A 25,437-nucleotide genomic window follows, 5' to 3' on the forward strand; every position below is an offset into this window, starting at 1 on the left:
GTCACGCGTCCAGGACGTACTCCCTTTCCTCGAGGTGGTCGAGGGCGAGCCGGGCTGCTCCGAGGGGGACGACGTCGTCGCCGAGCACCGACAGGGCCACCTCGGGGACATTGATGCACATCGTGCTCAGGTGCTGCCGGGTGGCGTCGACGAAGGGCTGCCCACCGGCGGTGAACTCGCCGGCGATCACCACGAGCTCGGGGTCCAGCACCGAGACGAGCACGGAGGCGCCGCGGGCTGTGTGGTGGGCGAGGTGATCGGCCAGCTCGGAGGCCTCCTGCTCCCCCTCGGCAGCGGCGCGGAACACCTCCTCAGCGCTGCGGCCGGCCTCCTCGAGCACGGCGGCGGCGTTCCAGGTCTGGTCGTGCAGGAGCCGGCCCAGCTCGGCGGCGGCGCCCGATCTGCCGTGGTGGGCGCGTCCTCCCAGCAGAATGCCCTGTCCGGTGGGGCGACCCGACAGGATCAGTGCGACATCGTTCGCGTACCGCGCGGCGCCCTGCCACTTCTCGCCGAGCGCGGCGAGGGTGCCGTCGTTCCCGGCGACCGCGGCGCTGTGGAACCACGACCCGATCGTGCCCGCGAGATCGAGCCCGGTCCACCCGGGGATCTGGCTCGCCCTGCGCACGGTGCCCTGGGGGTCGACGACGCCGGTGGTGGCGACCCCGACCGCCCAGACGTCTCCGGCGGACGCGGTGGCCCGCAGCGAGATCTCGCGCGCCCTCCGCAGCCTGTCCGGGGCAGGGAGATCACGCGGCGTCGCGGCGTGCTCGCGGGCGATGATGGTGCCGTCGAGGTCGGTGACCAGGGCGAGCACCTGCGTGGGGGAGAAGTAGAGGCCCAGCACGTAGCCGGCGGTGGACTGGAAGCTGTACCGGCGGGCGGGGCGGCCCGATGTCCCGGTGGCCGGTGCGTGCACCTGGACCAGGCCCCGGTCGTCGAGCTCCGTGAACACGGCGGTGAGGGTCTGCCGGGACAGCCCGGTCGCCTGGGCCATCTCCGTGAGCGTCCTCTCGGGACCCGTGCGCAGGGCGGCGAGAACCGTGCTGCGGTTCCACCGTCGCACCAGGGTGGTGTCGGCGCCGGAGGTGCCGGCGCCCGAAGGGCTCGTCGTCATGGAAGGACTTTCTGAGATCGATCGCGGACGGGGCGGTCGGAAGAGCAGGAACGGAGGTCTCGCAGGAGCGGCGGTGGGGCTCGATGTCCGGACTGCGGCGGTCCGTCCGGTCCGCGGCCCTCAGGTCGTTCACGGTACCCGTTGGGTCCCTGGACGCTCTGCCCACTGACGTCGTGCCCTGGGGCGTCGAGTCGTCGGCCGTCGTGCCCGGCAGTCCTGGCCTGCCGGGCACGACGACGGAGGTGGCCTCAGGAACGGCGCTCGTAGGCGGTCTGGTGCGCCGCGACGAAATCTGCCAAACCGATCTGCTCGAAGGTGGCCACGTGGTCGTCCCATTCGTCCAGCGACCGGTCACCCGTGACGAACGCGGCGAGGGATTCCTCGGCGTACTTCGAGATGTCGTTGCCGATCGTGGTGATCTGCTGCGACTCCTCTGCGGTGAAGGTGAACGCGGGCCACACCTCCTTCAGGGCGTACGGCTCCACGACCTTGGATCCCTCGGTGGACTGCTCCGAGGTCTCGACGCCGCGGAACCAGTCGTCCGTGGCCCAGCCCGGGTACCAGCCCCCGAGGTACAGGACGTACGGCTTCAGGGCCTCGTCGACCGTCTTGTCCTCCAGGAGCTCCGGGATCAGCTCGTCACGCCCGTCGACCTCCTCATAGCTCTCGCCCTCGACGCCCAGGAAGAACAGCTTGGCGCCCTCCTCACCGAACCAGAAGTCCATCCAGCGGGCGATCTCGATGGGGTGCTCGGACTTGTCCGTCATCACGAAGTTGCCGATCGAGGAGAGCTCCGACCGCACGGCGTGCCAGGCCGGCTCGTCGCCGGCGTTGCGCACCAATGGCTTGAGCGCGACGTAGTTGTCGCCCTCCTTCCCGAAGTAGCCCGACGGGGTCTGCACCCCGCAGGAGCCCAGCAGCCCCTCGGTCCCGTTCGCGCTGAACGCCGCGGCGTCGGTGGCGAAGATGTCCTGCTGCAGGAGACCCTTGCTGTAGAGGCCGGCCAGGAAGGACAACAGGTCGCGGTACTCCTCGCTGGCCGGGAAGTAGCGCACCTTGCCGTCCGCGTCGAGGTCGATGAGGCCGGCATCGTTGCCGTGGTTCGCGAGGCCGAACGTCCCGTACAGACTCGTCAGGATGGAGCCCATGTCCTGGCCGCCGAGCGGGATCGAGCCCTCGATGCTCGCAGCGACCTCCTCGAGGTAGGCCTGGTACTCCTCGAGCGTCTCCGGGGTCGCCATGCCGAACTGGTCCAGCCAGTCCTGGCGGATCCAGAACTTCGTCTGGTAGCGCAGACCGAGGCTTGTGGGGTCGTAGATGCCCGGCAGGGAGTAGATGTTCCCGTCGGGGAAGGTGAGGCCGGTGCGGAGCGCGGGGTACTCCTCCATCCGCGCCGTCAGGTTGGGCATGTACTTCTCGATCAGATCGTTGAGCGGGATGAACGTGCCCTGCTCTCCGTACTTCGCGATGTCGCCGCTGGGAACCCCCGTGCGGTAGAAGACCTCGGGGTAGTCGCCGCTGGTCAGAAGGAGATTGCGACGCTCGATAGCTGCTTCCTCATTGACCAGGCCCCAGTCGACCTCGATGTTGGTGAGCTCCTGCGTCGTCTGCGCCGCGGCGACCTCGTTCCAGTCCTCCGCCGAAGCGTTGGACCGACGGGACATGAAGGAGATCGTGATCTCCTCCTCGACGATCGGCAGGCCCTCGGGATTGATGTTCTCGTCGGGGTTCTCGATCTTCTCGGCGGTGTCCCCGCCCTCGTCACCCCCGCCGCCGCACGCCGCCAGAGCGGTGGAGGAGGCGAGGACGGCGGAGGACGCGAGGACGGTACGGCGGGTGAACGGTGAACGGGTCATGATTTCCTCTCGAGATCGTGCAGGGGATTCGTCACGGCCGGGTGGCCGGGGCGTGAGGTCGTGGGGCGGGTGAGCCGTCGGCGGACACGGACACGGGCTGGGCGGTGGAAGGGTGGGGGAGCGCGCGGTGCAGGCACCACGCGGAGACGGCGAACGGGACGCCGGCGCCGACGACGGGGAGCAGGCCGGGCCAGCCCGAGACGATCAGCAGCGTTGGCCACCCGACCCAGGCAGCGACCAGGGCGATGCTCAGCACGGGCCGGCTCAGCGCGTGGGCGAGCGCCGAGGCGACGATGACGGAGACCCGAGGGCGGGCGCCCGGCTCGATCTGCTCGAGGACCCACGGGAGGTAGGGGAGCGTCACGGCCAGCAGGAGCGCGGTGAGCAGCACGATCCCCTGGGTGACGGCCGACGGGATCGGTGGGACCCCCCGGGACATCCACCACGTCATCGCGAGCGACGCCGCGAGAGCGATGGCCAGCAGGCCTAACCCGGCGGACCGGCCCCAGTGGGATCGCCAATGCGCCCACATGGTGCGGGGCACGTCGACGTCCTGGTCGCCGCGGGCCCAGGCGCTCGCCACCGCGTGGGCGCCGACGCTCGCGGGCCCGATGCCGAGCACGATTCCGCCCAGCAGCGTCAGCATGCTCCACCACAGGTTCAGCCACACCAGCTGCACGGCGCGATGGACCAGGGCGTCCAGGCCGGCCAGGGTTCGGGAGGCGCTCATCCCTTCACCGACCCGATCAGCACGCCCTGTGTGAAGAACCGCTGGAGGAACGGGTAGATGATCAGCAGCGGCAGGGAGGCCACGATCATCACCGCGTACTTGATCAGGGACGCCAGGCGCACCTGATCCACGATCGAGCCGGCATCGCCGCCGCCCCCGCCGCCTGCGGACGGGTCCTCGGAGACCACCAGGAGCTCGCGCAGGATCAGCTGGAGCGGGAACTTGTCGCGGTCCGAGAGATAGATGAGCGCCTTGAAGTACTCGTTCCACAGCCCCACCCCGTGGAACAGGGCGAGGGTGACGATGATCGGGGCCGACAGCGGCAGCGCGATGCGGAAGAAGGTCTGCACGTCGCTCGCCCCGTCGACCTTGGCGGCCTCGCCGATCTCCTCGGGCACCGTCTGGGTGAAGAAGGCCCGCGCCACCAGGATCGACCAGGCGCCGGCGGCACCGGGCAGGATCACGGCCCACATGGTGTCCAGCAGGGCGAGATCCTTGACCAGCAGATAGGTGGGGATGATGCCGCCGGAGAACAGCATCGTGAACAGGATGTACCAGGTCACGCCGGTGCGCCCCGCCATGTGCTTCCGCGACAGGGCATAGGCGCACGGCAGGATCAGGCCCAGATGCACCGCCACGCCCACCAGGGTGTAGACGATCGAGTTGCGGTAGCCGATCCAGATCGCCGCCTGCCCGAACACCCGGCGGTAGCCGTCGAACGTCACGTCCACGGGCCACAGCCAGACCTTCCCGGTCTGCACGGCGTGGGGGTCGCTGATCGAGGCGATCACCACGAACCACAGGGGATAGCCGATCACCAGCACCACGAACAGCACGAACGCTACGTTGAAGCGGTCGAACCACTGATCGTCGCGGCTGCCTACGGCGCGGTGCTCGACAGGAGACCCGTTGAGGGAGTCGTCGGACGGTGCGCCGCCGGGGCGCAGCTGGGTCGTCGTGCTCATGGGGTCACCACAGACTGTTCTCGGAGAACTTGCGGGCCAGCTGATTCACGGTGATCAGCAGGATGATGTTGATGACCGAGTCGAAGAGCCCGACGGCAGCTGCGTAGCTGTACTGGCCCTGGATCAGACCCGTCTCGTAGACGAAGGTCTGGATGACGTCGGCCGTCTCGGCGTTGAGGTTGTTGGTCATCAGCAGCACCTTCTCGAAGCCGACGGACATGAAGCTGCCGAAGTCGAGGATGAACAGGATGACCACCGTGGGCATGATCGCGGGGATGTTCACGTGCCGGATCCGCTGCAGGCGGTTCGCGCCGTCGACCTCCGCCGCCTGGTGCAGCTCGGGGTTCACGCCGGCCAGTGCGGCGAGGTAGATGATCGTGCTCCACCCCAGCGACTGCCACACCCCGGACCACACGTAGAGGTGACGGAACCAGGCTGGATCCTGCATGAACTGGATCGGATCGAGCCCGACCAGCTCGAGCAGATGGTTCAGCAGCCCGGTGTTGGGATCCAGGAAGGCGAACAGCATGCCGACCACCACGACCGTGGAGACGAAGTGCGGTGCGTAGGTGAGGGTCTGGGTGAACCGCTTGAAGAATTTGCTCTTCAGCTCGTTGAGCGCGAGCGCCAGAATGATCGGCAGCGGGAAGAGGAGCATCTGGTAGACGCTCAGCACCAGCGTGTTCTTCAACAGGCGCCAGAAGTAGAACGAGCCGAAGAATCGCTCGAAATTCTCGAATCCGCTCCAGGGACTACCCGAGATCCCCTTGCTCGCGATGAAGTCCTTGAACGCGATCTGCACCCCGTACATCGGGACGTAGTTGAAGATCAGGAAGAAGATCAGAGCGGGGGCGGCGAGCAGATACAGCTGCCAGCTCGCGACCACGCGCCGACGCAGCCGGCGCCGGCGCGACGGCTGCGGGAACGACGCCGCGGGCTGGTCGGCCGGCGGGGACGCGGTCGACGTACGCGTGGCCGACGGGGTCGCCCAGGACATCAGGCGACCGGTTCCGAGGCGCCGAAGACCGTGTGGCGCAGATCCGCGAGCTCCACCGGCATTCCGGTGCGGGCCGAGTCCTGCAGGGCCATCGCGCACAGCACCGCGTCGATGCCCTCGGCGAGACCGGCCCGCGGGGTCTGGTCCTCCCCGGCGGCGAGACGCCAGAACAGCTCACCGAGGATCTCGTCGCCTCCGTGGTGCCCGCTCGCGCCGATCTGCACGCTCTCGTGCTCCTGTGTGGACCCGGCTCCACCGGCGGGGTCCGGGAAGGACAGGTCGAGGGTGCGGGCGCTCAGGTCGCCCTCCAGCAGACCCTCGGTCCCGAAGATCCGCAGCCGACGGGTGGAGCGCGGCTGCGCCATCACGGAGGTGAAGGTGGCGAGCGTGCCAGTGTCGAACTCCAAGGTCGCAACCTGGCGATCAGGGAGGCCTGACGGGGAATAGGGGGAGTGCTGAGTGCTCGAGCGCAGAGCGTCCTTCGTCGCCTCGTCCCCGAAGTCGAGCTCGCCGGGTCCGGCCGCCGGGCGGAATCGTGGAAGCTGCTCGGTCTCCGGGCGGGGCCGGAACGCGAGGGCGGAGGCCATGGAGTGGACACGCACGGGGCGGCTGCCCAGGACGTATCCCAGGACGTCGAGGTCATGGCAGCACTTCTCGAGCATCCAGCCGCCGGAATGCCCGACGTCCTGTCGCCAGCCCTGGTACTGCATGAGCGTCAGCCCGGTGCCGAGGTTCTCGTCGGCCTGGACCGAGAGGATCTCGCCCAGCCGGCCGGAGCGGACGATCTCCCGCACACGTTCGTAGAAGCGCGTGTAGCGCAGCACGAATCCGACGACGGTGCGGGACGCGGTTCGTGCCTGTTCCGCGGACCAGAGCGCGGAGAGCCCCTCCACGGTGGTCGCGACCGGCTTCTCGAGCATCAGCGGAAGCCCCTGCCGCATCGCCTCGACCGCGTACGGCACGTGCTGGTCGTTCGGGGAGGCGATGACCACGGCGTCGAGGTGGCGATCGTGCAGCATCTCCACGCCGTCGTCATGGAAGTCGGGCTGCGCGTCGAACAGACCGGCGAAGGCCTCACGACGCTCATGATCCGGATCGGAGATCGCCGACAGGTCGACGGAACCCGCCATATCTGTCGGGATGTTACGGAAGTAGGAGGCGGCACGCTGGCCGGAGCCGACGAGGCCGACTCTCAGCTGTTTCGTGGCTATTTGGGCAGTGTTCATGGCCTGGACACCTAAGCTTCCGAGCGGGAATGGCGCTGCTCGGAGTGGAGATGAGAAGAGGTTACGTAAGGACGTAGCCAGAACCTAGGGCCGACGTGTGACCCCTGTCAACCCCCGGCTGCGAACTCGATCTCCCGGACCAGAATCCGATCCCCCAGGGTCGTGAACGCGATTCCTCACGCTTGTGAACGCCGTTCCTCGCGGAGATGAACGAGGGCGCTCGCGGGAAACGAGGGTCCTCTCGGGAGTGGTCCTCGGCGCCCTTCCCGGGCAGCTCGACGCAGGGCGCCCACCTCGCGGTGAGCGCCCTGCGCCGTCGCTGGCGACGGAGGTGGTGGATCAGCCCTTCACGGCGCCTTCCGACAGACCCGAGATGAAGTGGCGCTGGTTGAACAGGAACACCAGCAGCACCGGGATGGTCACGAGGATCGTCGCCGCCATCAACGGTGCGTACTGGATGTTCCCGCTCTGGCTGAACCCGGTCAGGGCGAGCTGGACCGTCTGGCTCTTCGGCGATGACGACACGACCAGCGGCCACAGGAGGTCGTCCCAGACGCCGGTGAAGGAGAAGATCGCGACGACGGCGATGATCGGCTTCGACAGCGGCATGTAGATGTTCCAGAACACCCGGAACTCGCTGGCGCCATCGAGCCGTGCGGCCTCTGCGAGATCCGGGCTCATGCCCGTGAAGAACTGGCGGACGAGGAAGATGCTCATCGTGCCGACCAGGTAGGGGATCGCGAGTCCGCCGAGGGAGTCTGCGAGGCCGCTACCCCCGCGCCCCAGGAGATCGTTCCCGCCGGCCAGAGGGAAGTTGGCGACCATCAGGAACAGCGGGATGAGGGTGACTGCGACGGGGATGGCCGCGGTCGCGATCAGGACATAGAAGATCAGGTTGCTGCCTCGGAAGGGCAGATGTGCGAAGGCGTAGCCCGCCGCCACCGTGATGACGCAGTTCGAGATCACCGCGACGATCGCGACGATCGCTGAGTTCGCGAACGCCCGGCCCAGATTCCCCACGGACAGTGCGGTGAGGAAGTTGCTCCAGGTGGGGTTGTCCGGCCAGATCTTCACGTCGCGGAAGGCGGCCTCAGCAGGGGTGAACGCCAGGCTGATCATCCACAGGAAGGGGAACAGCACCAGCGCGGTCACGATAAGCAGGAGCACGATGTTCACGAGCCCGGCGCGGCGGGTGCGGGTCATGGGGAACCGTCGTGCGGGTCGTGAGGATCGAGAGTCGGTGGCGGCGCTCATCGTTCCCTCCCTGCTCGGAGGGCGATCAGCGTGAGCCCGGCGATGAACGCGAAGAGCACGAAGGCCATCGCCGAGGCGGAGCCCATGCGGCTGTAGTCGAAGGCCTCGGTGTAGATCAGATAGTTCACGGTGGTCGTGGAGCTGAGGGGCCCGCCCGAGGTGAGGACGAAGATCTCGGCGAAGCTCTGGGACAGGTAGATGATGTCCATCGCGACGACGTAGACGAGCATCGGGCGCAGGCCGGGCAGGGTGACGTGGCGGAACTGCTGCCAGCGGCGCGCACCATCGATGCTCGCCTGCTCATAGAGGTCCTTGGGGATCGTCTGCAGGCCGGCCAGGAGCAGCACCATGTTGCTCCCGAGCGCTTTCCAGACGCGCATCACCGAGACGCCGTTCAGCGCCGAGTCGGGCTCGTTCAGCCAGCGCTGGGGGCCGAGGTCGATCATGCCCAGCAGCTCGTTGAACAGGCCGTTCTGGGAGTACATCCACAGCCAGATCATGCTGACGGCGGTCAGCGAGACGATGTGCGGCACGTACAGCGCGGTGCGGAAGAGGCCGACGCCGCGGAAGGGACGGTTCGCCAGCATCGCCAGGACGAGGGCGATCGCCACAGTGACCGGCAGGACCTGCAGGGTGTAGCGCACCGTCACCCAGAGCGCGTTCTTGAAGTCGGCATCCCCCAGCAGTCCGAGATAGTTCTCGAGCCCGATGAACGTCGGCGCCCCGCGCTGGAGCGGGCTGTACTCGGTGAAGCTCAGCACGAAGCCGTAGGCCACCGGCGCGAGCTGGAAGATCAGCACATAGAGGGCGGCCGGGGCCACGAAGAGCATCCCGGCTCGAGCCCGGGCGGAGTGCAGGGACCTGCGTCGCCGTGCTGGAAGGCCGGCGCCGGGCGCCCCAGCCGCGTGCGGCTGCGCGTCCGAACGCTGTGGGGCAGTTGCGCTGGACATGGGGTCAGCTGTTCTTGGCGAGGATCGTCTCGACCTCTGCCGCGGCCGTGTCCAGCGCCTCGGCAGGGCTGACCTGGCCGTTCAGGGCCTGCTCAAGATATTTCCCGAGCGTGTCACGCATCTGGGTCCAGCCCGCGACGTTCGGGTTCGGCCGGAAGGCGTCGTAGTTCTCCACCGCCGAGGCGATGGCCGGTGAACTCTTCACGTACTCGGTGTCGATCGCCGAGGCGCGCACCGGCACATTGCCGACCTCCTCGGCGTACTGGCTGCTGAGCTCCGGGCCGGCGAAGACGGTGAAGAACTCCCAGGCCGCGTCCTTGCGGGCGCTGTCGGGGTTGATCATCAACCCGGTGGCGGCGCCGCCGAACGCCGCCGGCTCGAACCCCTCGAACGACAGGGCGTCCATGATGCGCAGGTCGAGCTCCGGCGCGGCGGCCATGATCTGCGTGGCCGTCGCGGGGTCGACGAAGGTCATCGACGTGTCCTCGGTGATGAGCGGCGACTGCGCGGGCGGGAGGTCGTTCCAGGTCCCGCCGAGCCCGTTGTCCACGGGGGAGTCGCCCTGATAGAGGCTGACGTACCACTCGAGCGCCGCGACGCCCTCGGGGGAGTTGAAGAGCACGGACGTGGTGTCCTCGCTGAACATCTCCCCGCCGTGGGCCCAGAGCATGCTCGAGAAGGCCTGCTGGAGGGCCGCGATCTCCGTGTTGAAGACGATCCCGGCCCGGTTGAGGTCGTCGCCGTCGCGGACCGCGAGGGCGTCCGCGGCCTCCTTCAGGCCCTCGAAGGTCGTCGGCGGCTTATCCGGATCCAGGCCCACCTCGGTGAAGTGGGCGGCGTTGTAGATGACCTGTCGGCCGGTGGCGGCGATCGGGAACATGTAGTGCACCTCGTCGACGACGCCACCGTCGAGGCCGGCCTGCAGATCCTCGACGTCCGACGGGTCGAGCTCCTCGAGGTAGCTGTCCAGGGGCTCGACACGGCCGAAGCCGACGAGGTCCGCGACGGCCGCGGGCCCGTGGCCGTAGATGTCGGGGCCGGTTCCCGCCGAGAAGCCGGCGTTGAGCCGTGTGGACATGTCGGGCCAGTCGATGAAGGTCGCGGTCGCACCGCGGCCGGACGCCTCCGTATAGGCCGGGATGAGCACCTCGTTGACGAAGGTCTGTTCGGCGGGGTTCACCCCGGGGAACCAGATGACGAGGTCGCCGTCGGGATCCCCGCCGTTCGAGGAGCCGCCTCCACCACAGGCGGAGAGGAGCGAGGGAGCGCCGATCAGGACGGCCGAAGCGGTCAGTGCGGTACGTCTGTTGAGGTGGTGCATGGGGTTCCTCTTCTCGGTGTCGACTGTGACAACAGGGATCGATGCATGGAGGGCGGACCTCGGGCCGTTCGCGGTGCCGGCGAGACGCTTCTCGGCCGGGGCCGAGCCGATCCTGCAGACCGCCACCGATAATGTACTGTTACGTATCAGCAACTGATCGGGAGCATAGAGTCCCTCAGGTCTGCAGGTCAAGGGTGCGGAAAGGTCGCCGACCCTTGAGTTCCGTGGTGTCGGTCGACTACGGTCTGCGCAGTTTGCTAATACGAGAAGAGGCATCATGCGAGTACGTCAGCGGGATATCGCGAAGGCTGCTGGGGTCTCGCAGGCGTCGGTGTCCCTCGTCGTCAGCGGTCGCGCGTCCGAGGGTGGGATCTCGACCACCACCCAGGACCGGATCCGCGCCGCGATGGAGGGGCTCGGTTATGTGCCTGACGCCGCGGCTCGTTCGCTGCGAGGCGGTCGCAGCGGTCTCGTCGGGGTGTTCACCTATGAGCCGATCTTTCCTGCGCGACCTGACGAGTACTTCCACGAGTTCCTCGTCGGGATCGAGATGGCGGCCGCGGATCACGGTCAGGATCTCGTCCTGTTCTCCTCGGCGCAGGGGGCCGACGGCCGGCGCAGCATCTACGCGGGTGGCGCGAGCCGCCTCCAGCGAGCCGATGGCTCGGTCATCCTCGGGATGTACCGGGATGACGACGAGCTGGCTCGGCTGACCGCGGAGGGCTACCCGGTCGTCAGCGTGGGTCGCTACGATCCCGTGCCCGACGCCGCCTGGGTCGAGGTCGACTACGACAGTGCGGTGACGACGATCGTCGCCGACCTCCGCCAGGCCGGGCATCACGGTCTCGGGTACATCCAGGGGGAGGACTCCCGGTTGCCCTCGCTGTCCCGCCGCAGCGCCTTCCAGAGCTCGACCCGCAGCGACATCACCGCGGTCCTCACGGAGTCCGAGCTCGACGAGGCCGCCCTCCTGGGGTGGAAGGACGCCGGCATCACGGCGATCGTCACCGAGAACCCCGTTCTCGCGGAGAAGGTCGAGCAGATCGTCGTCCGCGCCGGTCTGCGCATCCCGGAGGACTTCTCCGCCGCCTGCCTCGACACCCCGTTGCGCAGCGGGCGCTCCGCGAGCTGGTCCCACCTGGTCATCCCGAAGCGCCAGGTCGGCATGCGCAGCGTCTCGCTCCTCGCCGCGATCCTCGACGGCAAGCTCCCGCTCGGGCATCACGAGACGGTGCAGTGCGCGCCGCACCACCTCGGAACGATCGCTCCCCTCCGCCCCTGACTGAACGCACCTGCGACCGTATGCACCTGTGATCGAGAGAAGCCGTGACCCCGAGTGCAGCTGACCGCATGCGCCCCGCCTCAACACGGCCCCGCCACCACCTTCTACTGGACAGGACGTCCCGATGACCACTCCCGACAGGGCCGCACCAGCACCAGAACCCGCACCAGCGCCATCACCCGCGCAGCGAGAGCTGACGGCCGATCTCGTCGTGATCGGTGGCGGGCTCGGAGGGGTCGCGGCCGCTCTCACCGCTGCGCGGCTCGGCCATCGCGTGATCCTCACGGAGGTGGATCCGTGGCTCGGCGGCCAGCTCACGGTGCAGGGCGTTCCACCGGATGAATCGGCGTGGGTGGAGTCCCACCCGAACTCGGCGAGCTACGCCGAGTTCCGGGAGGCGGTCCGGGAGCACTATCGGCAGAACTTCCCGCTCACACAGAGCGCCCGCGCCGATCTTCACCTGAACCCCGGGAAGGGCTTCGTGTCCAGGCTCTGCCACGAGCCCCGCGTCGGTGCGCTGGTGCTCGAGCAGATGCTCTCCCCGCTGCTGTCCAGCGGGCAGATCACCTGGTTGCGCGAGCATGAGCCCGTCGCGGTGGAGCGTGACGGGGACCGGATCCGCTCCGTGGTCGTGCACGATCTCCGGACGGGTGCGGAGACGATTCTGAGTGCTCCGTTGATCGTCGACGCCACCGAGCTCGGTGATCTGCTCGAGCTCGGAGGGGTCGACCATGTGATCGGCGCGGAAGCCCGCAGCGAGCACGGCGAACTCCACGCTCCCGAGCGGGCGGACCCGCTGGACCAGCAGGCGATCACCTGGTGCTGTGCGCTCGAATGGGCACCGGGGAATCAGGATCAGGTGCCCCGACCCGAGCTGTACGAGCGGTACGCCACCGTCGTCCCCGACTTCTGGCCCGGCCCGCAGCTCTCCTTCGACGACGTCCACCCGATCACGCTCGAGGTGCGCCATCGCCCGGTCTTCCTGAAGGATCCCGTCGGCGACGAGGGGGTCCAGGACGGCCGCGGCATGTGGCACTACCGCCGGGTGCGCTCCCGCGAGGTCCTCGAACCCGGTACCCCGGGCGGGGAGATCAGCCTGGTCAACTGGCCCCAGATCGACTTCTGGGATCTCCCGCTGCTGGGCGTCGACGCGGAGGGGAGAGCGCGCGCCGAGCACGAGGCGCGCCAGCTGACCCTGTCCTTCGTCCACTGGCTGCAGACGGACGCGCCGCGCACCGGAGGCGGGCGGGGATACCCGGAGCTGCGGATGCGCGGAGACGTCCTCGGCACCGCCGACGGGCTCGCCCGCCAGCCCTACATCCGCGAGTCCCGCCGCATCCGAGCGCTCTTCACCGTGACGGAGGAGCACATCGGCCGGGAGATGCGCGGCGAGTTCACCGGCCCCGCAGAGTTCGCGGATTCCGTGGGGACGGGGCACTACCGAATCGACCTGCACCCGTCGACGTCGGCCCGCACCTACGTCGACATCGACTCGTTCCCCTTCCAGATCCCGCTGGGGGCACTGATCCCGGCCGACGTCACGAACCTGCTCCCGGCCAACAAGAACATCGGCACCACCCACATCACCAACGGCGCCTACCGGCTCCATCCCGTCGAATGGTCCATCGGTGAAGCGGTCGGGGCCCTCGCCGAGATCTGCCGTCGGCACGGCGTCGCCCCGGCCGCCGTCCACGCGGATGCGGAGCTGGTCGCAGAGCTGCAGGCGCTGCTCCGTGACCAGCTGAGGGTGCGCCTCGAGTGGCCCGAGGCGATCCGTCGGCGCCTGCCGGAGCCGGACGTGGCTCTGCGGTGACGCAGCGGGGCGGTGCGGCAGCGGGGCGGCGCGCCTGCAGGGCAACGGGGCAGCGGACACGAGGTCCGTGCCCCGTGCGCATCAGTCCTTCGTCGGACCCGGGACGCTGCTGGCCCCGGGGGCGGCCTCGGCCGCTGCCTCGTCGGCCAGGGCATCGGCGCAGGCACCCTTGCCGAACTTCCGCTTGGCGGCCTGCTCCTCGAAGATCCGGGCCGCGCGCAGCGAGTTGACCTCGCCCACCACGGGGTTCGGCTGGTGGGTGGCTCGGGAACCCGAGTACAGCGAGATCAGGTTCATCGCGACGGCGCGCTGGTTGCGGTGCCCGATCATCTTGGTGATGTGCACGCCCAGCCAGGCGGCCCAGCCCATCGCGCCGGAGAGCCCGCCGAGAACCGGGATCTCGGCGATCGCGGCGTGACGGCCGATGGTGGCCATGGTGCCGAGGTCCGTGTACTTGAACTTCTGGCGGGGCTTGCCGGCGACCTCTGCGGCGATGGAGCGCGCAGCGGCCTGTCCCGTCTGGATCGCGGGCTGGGCGAGCTGGGGGAGCGCCTCGTCCTGACCGGCGATGTCCCCGGCGGCGTACACCCCGGGATAGCCCTTGACCTGCAGGTAGTCGTCCACCGAGAGGCGGCCGCGCGTGTCCTGCGGCAGTCCCCAGTCCTTGACGGAATCGGGGATGGCGACGCCGGCGGCCCAGATGGTGATGTCGGATTCGAGGATCGAGTCGTCGTCGAGCACCACGTGGTCGTAGCCGACTTCCTTCACACCGTGGCCCAGGCGCAGGGTGACACCGCGGTCCTTGAGCTCCTCGGCGGCGTACTCGCGGTACTTCGGGCTGAACTCCTTGATGAGCTCGTCGCCGCGCTGCAGCACCGTGACCTGCAAGGTCCCCGGGTCCATCTCGGGATAGAGGATGTCCAGCTCCTGCATGCGGAAGTCCGCGAGGGCGCCGGCGATCTCCACGCCCGTCGGACCGCCGCCGACGATGCACACGTGCAGCTTGTCGTGGCCGCGGACGTCCTCACGGCTGGAGCGCTCGAGCTCGGAGAAGATGCGGTCGCGGATCGCGAGGGCCTGGCTGCGGGTGTACATCGGCATCGCGTGCTCTTCGGCGCCGGGGGTGCCGAAGTAGGTGGTCGTCGCGCCGTTGGCCACGATCAGGTAGTCGTAGGACAGCTCGTGGATGCCCTTCTGGCCCTCGTCGAGCTTGACCACCTTGCGCTCGGGGTCCACCCCCTCGACCTCGCCCTGGCGGTACCGCATGTTCGGGACCTTCAGGGAGAGGCCGCGCAGGAACATGGTGACGTCGCCCGGGTTTAGGCCCGCCGTGGCCACCTGGTAGAGCAGCGGCTGAAAGGTCTTGTAGACGTTGCGGTCGATCAGGGTGACGCGCACCCGCGCATCGCGCAGGGCCCCCACGGCGTGCGCCCCGGCGAACCCGCCGCCCAGGATGATCACGTGCGGCCAGCTCGCGCCGTCCTTCGCGGGAACGGTGGGTCGGCGGGAGAGGAACGGCATCGGCAGGACCATGGGAACTGACTCCTTGGAGTGACGGTGGTCGGCGTCCCGGCGGGGCACCGATGGCGTCCCTGGACAGGGGAGCCGGCGTCGGCTGGAGGTTGAGGAGGATCGACGAGCTGCGGACGATGCCGGGTGCGACCCGGGGAGGCGAGCTCGACGACCGGTCGGGCCCGGGGCCAGAGACGAGTGCGCGAGGAGGCGTGTCGTCCGAAGTACTCACCGATGCTACCCACTTCGCGGACCGTCACGTAACCGTATCCCCCGGCTCTCACGTCGTGCGTCACAAGGAAAGCGCACTCAGGGCGGATGCTCCGTGATCGCCGCCTCTCTCTCGGGACTGCGTCAGGTCCGTCGACCCCTCCGCCCCTCCGCCCGTCCGCCCGTCGGCCCCTCCGTCCGTCCGTCGGTCAGACGGTCTGCCCGACGGCCGTCGACCCGTCGGCCCGTCGACCCGTCGGCCCGTCGGTCACTCGGCCCGTCGGCTCGGTCGACTCCATCGGTCGGAACGGACGATCCCCACCCCGCTGGGCGCGAGCGATCGTCATGGAACAGTCAAGGCGTCCCCTTGCGGCAGTCATGAACGAGGTGCGAGTCACAGGGATCGGTAAACGCGCGGTGACAAGTCGAAACCGGAACGGGGAACCCCGAGCGTGTTGCGAAATCCATGGGATGAGATATCCCCAGGCGCACGGCGTGCGCACACATCACTCCCAGGAGACCTTCATGTTCGTTCCCCCCGTCCGCCGCCTCGCGCGCGGCGCGTCCGTGGGCCTCGGGGCCGCCGCCGTCGTCGTCGCGTCGGCCGTCGTCCCGCTCGGTGCTGCTGTCGCTGCTGAGAGCGGTGACGAGGTCAATCTGCTGACCTTCAACGACTTCCACGGCGCCCTCGGGGCCGGCGACGCCTTCGCCTGCACGATCACCAGCACCCAGGCGCAGCACCCGAACTCTGCTCTGCTCTCAGCGGGGGACAACGTGGGTGGCAGCGCCTTCGCCTCAGCCGTCGACGGGGACGAGCCCACCATCGACTTCCTCAACGCCCTCGGCGTGGACGCGAGCGCGATCGGCAACCACGAGTTCGACAAGGGCCAGGACGATCTGACCGATCGCATCTCCCCGCGCACCGACTTCCCGGACCTGGCCGCGAACGTGTACCACGCCGATGGCAGCCACGCCCTGGAGCCCTACGCGATCGTCGAGGCGGGTGACGTCAAGGTCGCCGTGATCGGCGCCGTCACCACCAAGACCCTCGGCAAGGTCAGCCCCTCGGCGATCGAGGGCCTCACCTTCGGCAACCCGGTCGAGGGCGTCAACAAGGCCATCGACGAGCTGAACGAGTCCGGCGAGGAGTATGACGTCCTCGTGGCCTCGTACCACGAAGGCGCTTCCGGCAACGGGGAGCCCGGCTCCGCACCCAGCAACTCCGACCCGATCTTCGACGAGATCGTCACGGAGACATCCTCCGAGGTCGACGCGATCTTCAACGGCGACTCCCACCAGACCTACGCCTTCGACGCCCCGGTGCCCGGCCAGGACGGCGAGGTGCGCCCCGTCGTGCAGACCGGCTCCAGCGGCGCCAACATCGGCTCCGTGACCCTCACGCTCGGGGACGACGAGGACTGGGACGTGGTCGAGGGCGGCACCGAGCTGATCGCCACCGAGAACGCCGACCTCGACGCCTGCGCCGGGACCGCCACCTACGACGCCGCCTCCCAGATCATTGCCGACGCGATCGCCAACGCCGAGGTGCTCGGCGCCGAGCCGGTCGGCACGATCTCCGACGACATCACCACCTCGTGGGGCTCCACCGTCGCCGAGTACGACGAGAACGGCATCCGTCAGACCCTCGCCCCGGTCACGGACCAGGCGACCACCAAGGGCGATGACCGCTCCCGCCACTCCGCCGCCGGCACCATGCTCGCGGACTCCATGAAGTGGTACCTCGAGGACGCCGGCCTGGACGGCGAGAACGAGGTCATCGGATGGATGAACCCCGGCGGCATCCGCGCCGAGCTGTGGAACGAGGCGGCCGGCGCCGAGGGCGACGGCGTGGTCACCTACGCCGAGGCCAACACGATGGTGCCCTTCGGCAACACCCTGAACTCCGGCGAGGTCACCGGCGCCCAGTTCAAGCAGATGCTCGAGGAGCAGTGGCAGCGCGACGCCGAGGGTGCGCCCACCAGTGAGTTCCTTGCCTTCAACGTCTCCAACAACGTCGAGTACGTCATGGACAGCACCCGCGAGATGGACGACCACATCGTCGACATCCGCATCAACGACGAGCCGATCGACCCCGACGCCACCTACACGATCGTCACCGCGAGCTTCCTCTTCGAGGGCGGCGACAACATGTGGGCGCTGTCCGAGGCGCAGAACGTGAGCGATTCCGGCGTGCTGGACCGCGACGCCTTCATCGACTACCTCGGCGCGCACGAGAACCTCGACCCCGATTACTCCCAGCAGCAGCTGGACCTGCAGATCCTCGACGGCGGTGAGTACGACTCCGAGGCCGGCGTGGACACCGATCCGGTGCTGCGACTGGGCGGGCTGGAGTCCCTCAGCCTCGGTGCCCCCGAGATCACCTCGGTGAGCGTGGATGCCGGCGAGCACGGCACCTTCGAGGCGCCCTACGCCTACCTCGAGGACGAGGGCCGCTACGTCGGCGACGTCGCCCTCACGGACTGGCTGTGCGTGCCCGAGGGCACCGTGGTGCCGCTGACCATCACCGCTGTCCCGGACGAGGGCACGGCGATCACCTATGAGCTGCCGTCCTTCACCTGGTCCGCCGGCGGCGCCCCGGAGGTCTGCGGCGAGGACGAGACGCCTCCGCCCAGCGATGGCGGCGAGGACGGCGACGACACGACGACGCCCCCGAGCGATGAGGGCGACGCGGGCGACGAGGGCGAGGACACCACCCCGCCGGCCGACGACGCGGACGACGCGACGACACCGCCGGCGGACGACGCGACGACACCGCCGGCGGACGACGCCGACGATGCGGCCGACGACGCGTCCGACGACACCACCGTGCCGCCGACCACCGGCGGCTCGGACGCTGACATGACCGATGCCGACACGGCCGATACCGACAGCACGGGCACCGACTCGTCCGGCACCGACACGAGCGGCACCGACGCGGCGGACACCGACTCCACGGACGTCCAGGCCGACGGCCCGTCGGACCTCGCTCGCACCGGCGCGGAGGTGGCCCCGTTCGCCCTCGCGATCGGCGTCATCGCGCTGGCCGGCGTCGGCGCTCTCGGGCTGCGGCGCCGCCTGACCCGCCGCTGATCGAACCCCGCACGACGACGGGGCCGAGCCCCACCGGCCCGGCCCCGTCGTCGTGCGGACCGCATGATCTGCCGCCTTCCGGCCGGCGCCCAGCCTCCTGCCGAGCCCCACCGCCCGACCCACCCGCTGGCCCCACCCCAGGTCCACACCCCGGGCCGATCCCACCCCCGCCTCACCAGGAGACCCCGAATGAGCACCGCCACCACCCACGGCTCCGGCCTGCGGACGCACATGACCCGCGTCGGCAGCGCCGCAGCTGCTCTGGCCCTCGGCTTCAGCCTCGCCCCCAGCCTGATCTCCACCGCCCAGGCCGCCGTGGTCGCCCCCGGCGACCTGCAGATCAGCGAGGCCTACGGCGGCGGAGGCAACTCCGGCGCCAGCTTCCAGAACGACTTCGTGGAGCTGCGCAACACCACCGACCAGGACCTCAGCATCGACGGCTGGTCCCTGCAGTACGCCTCCAAGACCGGCGCCTTCCACAACACCCTCGCGCTGCAGGGCAGCGTCCCCGCCGGCGGCACCTTCCTGGTGCAGCTCGCCGCTGGCAACGGCAACGGCGACCCGCTGCCCGGCGCCGATCTCACGGCCGGCATCAACGCCTTCGGTACCGGCGGCGTCTTCGCGCTGTCGAACGCCGAGGGGAAGCTCGCCTGCACCGGCGCCACCTGCGCCGAGGATCCGGCCGTCGTGGACCTCCTGGGCTGGGGCGAGGCCGCCACCTTCTCGGGCGAGGCCCCCGCGCCCGCCACCACCAACGCCACCTCCGTCTCCCGCGTGGCCGCCACCGGCGAGAACTCCACCGACTTCACCGCCGGCGCCCCCACGCCCACCCCGTCGGGCGCCGAGGAGCCGGACCCCGGTGATCCGGGCGACCCGGAGGATCCCGGTGAGCCGGTCGACCCCGTCCCGGCCACGATCGCCGAGATCCAGGGAACCGGCGCCGCCTCCGAGCTGGCGGGCACGCCCGTGATCACCGAGGGCGTGGTGACCGCGGTGTACGCCACCGGCGGGCTGGACGGCTACATCATCCAGACCGGCGGCACCGGCGGCGCCCTGGACCTCGCCGAGCACACCGGATCCACCGCCGTGTTCGTGTACTCCCCGGACACCGCCGGCCAGGTCGCGATCGGCGACTCCGTGCGCGTGACCGGTGAGGTCGCCGAGTATCACGACTCCACCCAGGTCACCGTCGGCGCCGAGGGCCTCGAGCAGCTTCCCGAGGCCCTCGAGCCCGTGGAGCCCGCCACGATCGACAGCGGCTTCCCGACCCAGGAGGCCCAGCGCGAGAGCCTCGAGCACATGCTCTACCTGCCGGGCGAGGGCGACTTCACCGTCACCGACGTCTACTCCACGAACACGTTCGGCGAGGTGGGCCTCGCGATCGGCGACCAGCCCCTCCAGCAGGCCGGCGACATCATGGCTCCCGGCGCCGAGGCCACCGCCTACTTCGAGGAGCAGGCGCAGAACCTGGTGCTGCTGGACGACGGCCGCACCACCGACTTCTCGCGGAACGCGCAGCTGCCGATGAGCTGGCTGACCACGCAGGAGCCCGTGCGCGTCGGCGCCGCCCCCAGCTTCGAGCAGCCCGTCGTGGTCACCTACTCCTTCGACCAGTGGCGGCTGAACGTCACCAGCCCCTGGGAGAGCTCCGAGGCCGACGGCGTGGCCTTCGAGGACACCCGCCAGGACGCCCCGGACGAGGTGGGCGGCGACCTGCAGGTGGCCACCTTCAACGTGCTGAACTACTTCACCACCCTCGGCGAGGACACCCCCGGCTGTGAGCCGTACACCGACATGGAGGGCAACGGCACCACCGTGCGCGGCGGCTGCGACCTGCGCGGCGCCTGGGGCGCCGACGACCTCGAGCGTCAGGAGAGCAAGATCGTCGAGGCCATCTCCGGCACCGACGCCGACGTCGTGGGCCTGATGGAGATCGAGAACTCCGCCCGCCTGGGCGAGGAGGCCGACGAGGCCACCGCCACCCTGGTCGCCGCGCTGAACGAGCACGACGGCGCGGGCACCTGGGACTACGTCCCCACGGCGGACGCCTACGCCGCGCAGGGCGTGGACGGCGGGCAGGACGTGATCACCAACGCGATCATCTACCGCAGCGCCGAGGTGCAGCTGCAGGGCGACGCCCAGATCCTCACGGGCGACCCGGCGTTCGACAACGCCCGGGAGCCCATCGGCCAGGTGTTCGTGCCGGTGACCGGCGAGGGCGATCAGCAGGTCGAGGGCGAGCCGTTCCTCTTCGTCGTCAACCACTTCAAGTCCAAGGGCTCGGCGGACGCCGAGGACGCGGACCTGCCCGCGGACCCGGTGCAGGGCAACGCCCGCACCTCCCGCCTGCAGCAGGCCGAGGCGCTGCACACCTGGTCGCAGGAGCGCGCCGAGGAGCTCGGCGTGGAGGACGTGCTGCTGGGCGGCGACTTCAACGCCTACACCCAGGAGGAGCCCCTCCAGGAGTTCTACGCCGACGGGTTCCAGGACCTCGCCGAGGCCCACGACCCCGCCGGCTGGTCCTACAGCTACGGCGGCATGGTCGGCTCCCTCGACCACGTCCTGGGCAACGCCTCCGTCTCCGAGCGCGTCACCGGCGCGACCGATTGGCAGATCAACGGCGCCGAGTCCGTCATGACCCAGTACTCGCGCTATCTCAACAACACCACCGACCTCTACGAGCCCGGCGTGTTCGGCTCCTCCGACCACGACCCGATCATCGTGGGCCTGGACGCCGGATTCCGCGAGGACGGCGAGGACCCGGGCGAGGGTGACAACCCCGGCGAGGGTGAGCACCCGGGCAAGGGTCACGGCAATGGCAATGGCAACGGCAATGGTCCCCGCGAGAACGACAACAAGGGACCGGGCAAGAACAACGGCTCCGGCCCCGGCGAGAACAGCGGGATCGGGCACGGCAGCGGCAACGGCCACGGAAAGGGCAACGGGAACGGCCATGGCAACGGGAACGGAAACGCGAACGGTCGCAACGGCTGACCCGCCCCATCCACGAGACTGGACCCCATGACGTCCTCATCTGGTCCCGGCACCGGCCCCGGCCCGCATCCTGACGCGGATCCCGGGGCTGGTCCCGGTTCAGCTACCGGCCCCAGCTCCACAGCCGGTCCCGGTCCGACGGCCGGATCCCGGGCCGACGCCATCCCTGCTCGCGGCGCAGGCCCGAGCCGGGGGCGCGACTTCGGCCCCGGCTCCGAGCTGGATCCGGGGCTGAGCCTCGGCGCAGCGCCGACGCCGGGCCGGCTCGCCCGTCGGCTGCGCCTCGGCGACGCGATCGTGATCGGCCTGGCCTCGATGATCGGGGCCGGTGCGTTCGTGTCCCTCGGCGCGGCCCAGGACCTCGCCGGGGCGCTGGCTCCTGTCGCCGTGCTGATCGCGGCCGTGGTCGCGATCTGCAACGCCACCTCGACCGCGCAGCTGGCCGCCCAGCACCCCAGCTCCGGCGGCACCTACCATTTCGGCAGCCAGCAGCTCGGTCCCTGGTGGGGCTTCGTGGCCGGCTGGTGCTTCGTGATCGGCAAGATCGCGTCCTGCGCGGCGATGGCCCTGGTCATCGCCGCCTACCTGGTGCCCGAACCCGGCCAGCGGATCGTCGCGGTGCTCGTGGTGATGGCGCTGACCGCGGTGAACCTGGTGGGCATCACCCGCACCGCCGCACTCGCCCGCGTGCTCGTGACCATCGCCCTCGCGGCGCTGCTCCTGACCGCAGGCCGTCTGCTCGTGGGCCTCGTGCGCGGCGACGGGCCCAGCGCCGGGATCCTCGAGGGCGCGGGACCGGCGGACATGACGTCGGCCGGACCCGCGTTCGGCGGCGTGCCCGGCCCGCTCGCCGACGCCGCCACCGGGCTGTGGGACGGGGGACTGGCGGCCGTGCTCGGAGCCGGCACCGGCGGGATCGTCGGCGTCGCCCTCGTCGTGCTGCAGGCCGCGGCGCTGATGTTCTTCGCCTTCGCCGGATACGCCCGCGTGGCGACCCTCGGCGAGGAGGTCATCGAGCCGCGCCGCACCATCCCGCGCGCGATCCTCCTCGCGCTCGCCATGGTGTGCGCCCTGTACCTGGGCCTGTCCGCGCTGCTGGTGCTCGTCGGCCCCGCCCCCGGCGGTGAGGGCTGGGGGCCCGCGCCGTTCCTCACCGCTCTGGAATCCGTGGGCGCCGGCGGCGCCTGGTCCGTCGTGATCACGATCGGTGCGGTCGCAGCCGCCGCCGGGGCGCTGCTGGCCCTGATCGCCGGGGTGTCCCGCACGATGCTCGCCATGGCCCGCGGCGGCGACCTGCCGCGGCCCCTGGCGAAGTCCAGCAACCGCTACGCCGTGCCGCAGCGAGCCGAGATCGTCGCGGCGCTCGCCGTGCTCGCGCTGGTGCTGCTGGCCTCGGACGTGCTGGTCGCGATCGCCGCCTCCGCCTTCGGGGTGCTGCTGTACTACGCGATCGGCAATCTTGCGGCGTTCACCCAGGCCGGGCAGTGGCGACTGTTCCCCACGGCGATGCAGATCGGGGGACTGATCGGCTGCGTCGTGCTGGTGGCGGCGCTGCCCGGGCGCACCGTGGTCGCCGGCGTGGCCCTGGTGGCGATCGGCGTCGCGTACCGTGCGATCGTGGTGAGAGCTCGCCGCTGAAGCCGGAGCTGTCCCCGCGACCTGTCTCGGCACCCGCCGCACGCCCCCGAGTGCCCCGTCTACGATTTCCGCACCACCCGACGCCGCGCCGGGCATCCGGCCCGCAGCGGCACACTCTCCGAAGGAGTCCTGACATGGTCGACGTCCCCACCCAGCTGCAGTCCGTCACCCGTTCCTACCGCCTCGAGGACCGCGACGGCCAGCCCGCGCACGTCCAGTCGCTCGAACAGACCTATCCCGCCGCGCTCGCCGACGTCTGGGACGCGGTCACCACCGCCGAGCGCATCCAGCGCTGGTTCCTGCCCATCAGCGGCGACCTGCAGCTCGGCGGCCGCTACCAGTTCGAGGGCAACGCCGGCGGCGAGATCCTCACCTGCGAGCCGCCGGCCGACGGCCTCGCGGAGTACTCCGTGACCTGGGAGATGATGGGCGCCGTGTCCTGGCTGACGATCCGCCTGGCCGCCGACGGCGAGGAAGCCACCCGCTTCGAGCTCGAGCACACCTCCCACGCCGCCGACATCCCCGCGGAGATGTGGGAGACCTTCGGCCCCGGCGCCACCGGCGTGGGCTGGGATGGCGGCCTGCTGGGCCTCGCGCTGCACCTCGGCGCCACCGAGGGCTCGCTCGCCCCGTCCGAGGCCGAGGCCTGGGCGGGCACCGACGAGGGCCGCTCGTTCTACCGCGGTGCGGCCGACGGCTGGGCCGTCGCCCACTCCGCCTCTGGCGCGGACGCCGACACGGCTCAGCGCCTGGCGGACGCGACCTACGGCTTCTACACCGGCACCGGCACCGGGGCCTGACGACGCTCAGGCTCGGGGGAGTGCCCGAGCCCGACCCCGTCGGCCCCTTCCCCGGCCTCAGGCCGCCCGGGCGATCACGACGAACTCCCGGCCCGGCCGGTCCGGGGCGTCCCGGATCTCCTGGACGGCGAAGCCGGCGGCCGCGAGCGAGTCCCGCAGCTCGGTCTCGCTGCGCCACCGCAGCGTCGAGGTCGAGGTGATCGTGGTGCCGTCCGCGAAGAGGAACTCGTCGGCGAAGGTGACCAGGGGCAGGTCGACGTCGAACCGCGTGGGGCGCGAACGCACCCGGCCCAGCCCGGGCACCTCGTGGACCGACTCAGCGGTATCCGCCTGCCACTCCTCCCACGCACGGCGCTCCGGCCGACGGGCCTCGAACACGACATGACCTCCCTCGCGCACCACGGCGCGGATCGCCTGCAGCGTGCTCGCCCAGGCCTCGTCGGTCACGAACACCTGGGCGACGTTCCCGGTCATCACGGCGGCGTCAGCGAGCAGCGGCGGGTCCAGCGCGGGAAGGCTCTCGGCGGTGCCGTGGATCCAGTCCACGCGGCCCGCACCGAGCTTCGTGCGCGCCACCTCGAGCGAGGCCAGCGCCGGATCGACCCCGGTCACCGAGAGCCCGTCGGCGGCCAGCCGCACGGCCAGCGCGCCGGTCCCGCAGCCCACGTCGACCACGGTGCGGGCGCCGAGCTCGGCGAGAATGGTCTCGTAGTGGTCGAGGTCGTCGCGCTCGCCGTCGACAGTGTCGTAGCAGGCGGCCAGACGCGGATCAGCGAAGATCGCGTCAGGCTCTGCCTTGGCCTTGGCCTTGGCCTTGGCGCTGGCGCTGGCGCTGGTGCCGGGAGCGTGCTGCGGTGCAGGGTTCTCAGAGGTCACAGGGTCGACGGTAGAGGCCCCGCGGCGGCGTGACCAGCGAATTCTCGCCCGTCAGCAGTCAGCAGTCAGCCGTCAGCCCTCGCGCACCCCGCGGTCACGCGAACGAGGTCCAGGTCGTGTCCGCGTCGATCAGCCAGTGGTTGCGCAGGGTCAGCGCCCGTTCGGTCGCCGCGAGCACACCGGCCACCAGGAGGGACACGTTCAGCCATGCCGGCAGCGAGATCGGGGAGGTGAACGTGCCGACCTTCTCGGCGACCACCTCGATCTGCGTGAGGAGCTCGGCGGCCTGGGGGACCATCATCACCAGCCCCACCAGGAGCACGACGATCGCGATCGCCCCGATCACCGCACTGGCGCGCGGGAACCGTCGGCCGAACCGCGCCCGCAGCCCTTCGAGCGTCCGCGGATGCGGGCGCAGCACCTGCGGGGACCCGCCCTCGGGCACGTGGTGCATGCGGGTGAGCCCGTACGAGCTGGTCGCCACCTCGATCACCCCGTCGGGCACGGCGAAGGCGACCGGCGGATTCGCGATGTGCTCCTGCACCCCGTCGCGGTACAGCGAAACCTGCGCGTGCTTCGAGCCCTCCGGGATCTTCCCGCCCTCGAGCTCGGCGGCGAGATAGCGGACGTCGACCGTGTACCTCGCGGGCCGGGTGCCGTCGGGCGCCGGCTCCAGATCGAACAGGGTGCGCGTGGCCAGCTGCCACCAGCGGAAGCGCTTCAGCGCGCTGCCGTCCCCCGGACGGGCGCGGCGCAGCTGCCGTGAGCGTCGCAGTCGCGTGAACATGATCCTCCCGGGGCCGTTCGGG

Annotated in this window: 19 protein-coding genes; 7 read left to right on the top strand and 12 right to left on the bottom strand. The window is 70.1% G+C overall.

Annotation, left to right across the window (positions count from 1 at the left end; genetic code table 11):
* Position 1: 1 nt before the first annotated feature.
* The 9 genes from ABD093_RS05330 to ABD093_RS05370 all read right to left on the bottom strand — a co-directional run bounded on the left by ABD093_RS05330 (position 2) and on the right by ABD093_RS05370 (position 10,413).
* Positions 2–1,114 (bottom strand): ROK family protein, encoded by a 1,113-nt coding sequence (locus ABD093_RS05330; RefSeq protein ID WP_343922929.1) that lies wholly within the window; start codon positions 1,112–1,114, stop codon positions 2–4.
* A gap of 248 nt (positions 1,115–1,362) precedes the next feature.
* Positions 1,363–2,970: a type 2 periplasmic-binding domain-containing protein gene (locus ABD093_RS05335; RefSeq protein ID WP_193118737.1), complete on the bottom strand. Its 1,608-nt coding sequence runs from the start codon at positions 2,968–2,970 to the stop codon at positions 1,363–1,365.
* A gap of 31 nt (positions 2,971–3,001) precedes the next feature.
* Positions 3,002–3,700, bottom strand: coding sequence for a DUF624 domain-containing protein (locus tag ABD093_RS05340; RefSeq protein ID WP_343922932.1), 699 nt, complete (start codon positions 3,698–3,700; stop codon positions 3,002–3,004).
* Positions 3,697–4,665: a carbohydrate ABC transporter permease gene (locus tag ABD093_RS05345; RefSeq protein WP_343922934.1), complete on the bottom strand. Its 969-nt coding sequence runs from the start codon at positions 4,663–4,665 to the stop codon at positions 3,697–3,699. Before ABD093_RS05345 ends, ABD093_RS05340 begins: the two co-directional genes overlap by 4 nt.
* Positions 4,666–4,669: 4 nt before the next feature.
* Positions 4,670–5,662: an ABC transporter permease gene (locus ABD093_RS05350; protein ID WP_343922936.1), complete on the bottom strand. Its 993-nt coding sequence runs from the start codon at positions 5,660–5,662 to the stop codon at positions 4,670–4,672.
* Positions 5,662–6,888, bottom strand: a complete 1,227-nt coding sequence (locus ABD093_RS05355) for a Gfo/Idh/MocA family protein (RefSeq protein WP_343922938.1) — start codon at positions 6,886–6,888, stop codon at positions 5,662–5,664. Before ABD093_RS05355 ends, ABD093_RS05350 begins: the two co-directional genes overlap by 1 nt.
* Before the next feature lie 339 nt (positions 6,889–7,227).
* Positions 7,228–8,142 carry a carbohydrate ABC transporter permease gene (locus tag ABD093_RS05360; protein ID WP_343922940.1) on the bottom strand — a complete coding sequence of 305 codons (915 nt, stop codon included), beginning with the start codon at positions 8,140–8,142 and terminating at the stop codon, positions 7,228–7,230.
* Positions 8,139–8,963: a carbohydrate ABC transporter permease gene (locus ABD093_RS05365; protein WP_343922942.1), complete on the bottom strand. Its 825-nt coding sequence runs from the start codon at positions 8,961–8,963 to the stop codon at positions 8,139–8,141. The genes ABD093_RS05360 and ABD093_RS05365 overlap by 4 nt, the downstream gene beginning before the upstream one ends.
* Positions 8,964–9,096: 133 nt before the next feature.
* Positions 9,097–10,413, bottom strand: coding sequence for an ABC transporter substrate-binding protein (locus ABD093_RS05370; RefSeq protein WP_343922944.1), 1,317 nt, complete (start codon positions 10,411–10,413; stop codon positions 9,097–9,099).
* Here ABD093_RS05370 and ABD093_RS05375 point away from each other — a divergent pair.
* The 3 genes from ABD093_RS05375 (at position 10,412) to ABD093_RS05385 (ending at position 13,508) form a co-directional block, all read left to right on the top strand.
* A complete protein-coding gene (locus tag ABD093_RS05375) occupies positions 10,412–10,570 on the top strand; it encodes a hypothetical protein (protein WP_343922946.1) in 159 nt (52 codons plus the stop codon). The two genes, ABD093_RS05370 and ABD093_RS05375, sit on opposite strands and share 2 nt — an antisense overlap.
* 120 nt (positions 10,571–10,690) lie before the next feature.
* Positions 10,691–11,695, top strand: coding sequence for a LacI family DNA-binding transcriptional regulator (locus ABD093_RS05380; RefSeq protein ID WP_343922948.1), 1,005 nt, complete (start codon positions 10,691–10,693; stop codon positions 11,693–11,695).
* Positions 11,696–11,819: 124 nt separating this feature from the next.
* Positions 11,820–13,508 (top strand): FAD-dependent oxidoreductase, encoded by a 1,689-nt coding sequence (locus ABD093_RS05385; RefSeq protein WP_343922950.1) that lies wholly within the window; start codon positions 11,820–11,822, stop codon positions 13,506–13,508.
* Positions 13,509–13,589: 81 nt separating this feature from the next.
* Here ABD093_RS05385 and ABD093_RS05390 read toward each other — a convergent pair whose 3' ends face one another.
* Entirely contained in the window at positions 13,590–15,041 is a 1,452-nt protein-coding gene (locus ABD093_RS05390; protein WP_343922952.1) for an NAD(P)/FAD-dependent oxidoreductase, read from the bottom strand.
* Between the two features lie 714 nt (positions 15,042–15,755).
* Between ABD093_RS05390 and ABD093_RS05395 the strand changes: the two genes are divergently transcribed.
* From ABD093_RS05395 to ABD093_RS05410, 4 genes are all read left to right on the top strand, one after another.
* Entirely contained in the window at positions 15,756–18,320 is a 2,565-nt protein-coding gene (locus ABD093_RS05395) for a bifunctional metallophosphatase/5'-nucleotidase (protein WP_343922954.1), read from the top strand.
* Between the two features lie 189 nt (positions 18,321–18,509).
* Complete coding sequence (locus ABD093_RS05400) at positions 18,510–21,314, top strand: ExeM/NucH family extracellular endonuclease (RefSeq protein ID WP_343922956.1); 2,805 nt, start codon at positions 18,510–18,512, stop codon at positions 21,312–21,314.
* Positions 21,315–21,341: 27 nt separating this feature from the next.
* On the top strand, positions 21,342–22,952 hold the full coding sequence (locus tag ABD093_RS05405) for an APC family permease (RefSeq protein WP_343922958.1): 1,611 nt from the start codon (positions 21,342–21,344) through the stop codon (positions 22,950–22,952).
* A 134-nt stretch (positions 22,953–23,086) separates the two neighbouring features.
* Positions 23,087–23,752, top strand: coding sequence for an SRPBCC domain-containing protein (locus ABD093_RS05410; RefSeq protein ID WP_343922960.1), 666 nt, complete (start codon positions 23,087–23,089; stop codon positions 23,750–23,752).
* Positions 23,753–23,809: 57 nt separating this feature from the next.
* Here ABD093_RS05410 and ABD093_RS05415 read toward each other — a convergent pair whose 3' ends face one another.
* Both ABD093_RS05415 and ABD093_RS05420 read right to left on the bottom strand, forming a co-directional pair.
* Positions 23,810–24,628, bottom strand: coding sequence for a class I SAM-dependent methyltransferase (locus tag ABD093_RS05415; protein ID WP_343922962.1), 819 nt, complete (start codon positions 24,626–24,628; stop codon positions 23,810–23,812).
* A 94-nt stretch (positions 24,629–24,722) separates the two neighbouring features.
* Entirely contained in the window at positions 24,723–25,415 is a 693-nt protein-coding gene (locus ABD093_RS05420) for a hypothetical protein (RefSeq protein WP_343922964.1), read from the bottom strand.
* Positions 25,416–25,437 lie beyond the last annotated feature (22 nt).

It is taken from the genome of Brachybacterium tyrofermentans (assembly GCF_039526165.1).
In the GTDB taxonomy this organism is placed as follows: domain Bacteria; phylum Actinomycetota; class Actinomycetes; order Actinomycetales; family Dermabacteraceae; genus Brachybacterium; species Brachybacterium tyrofermentans.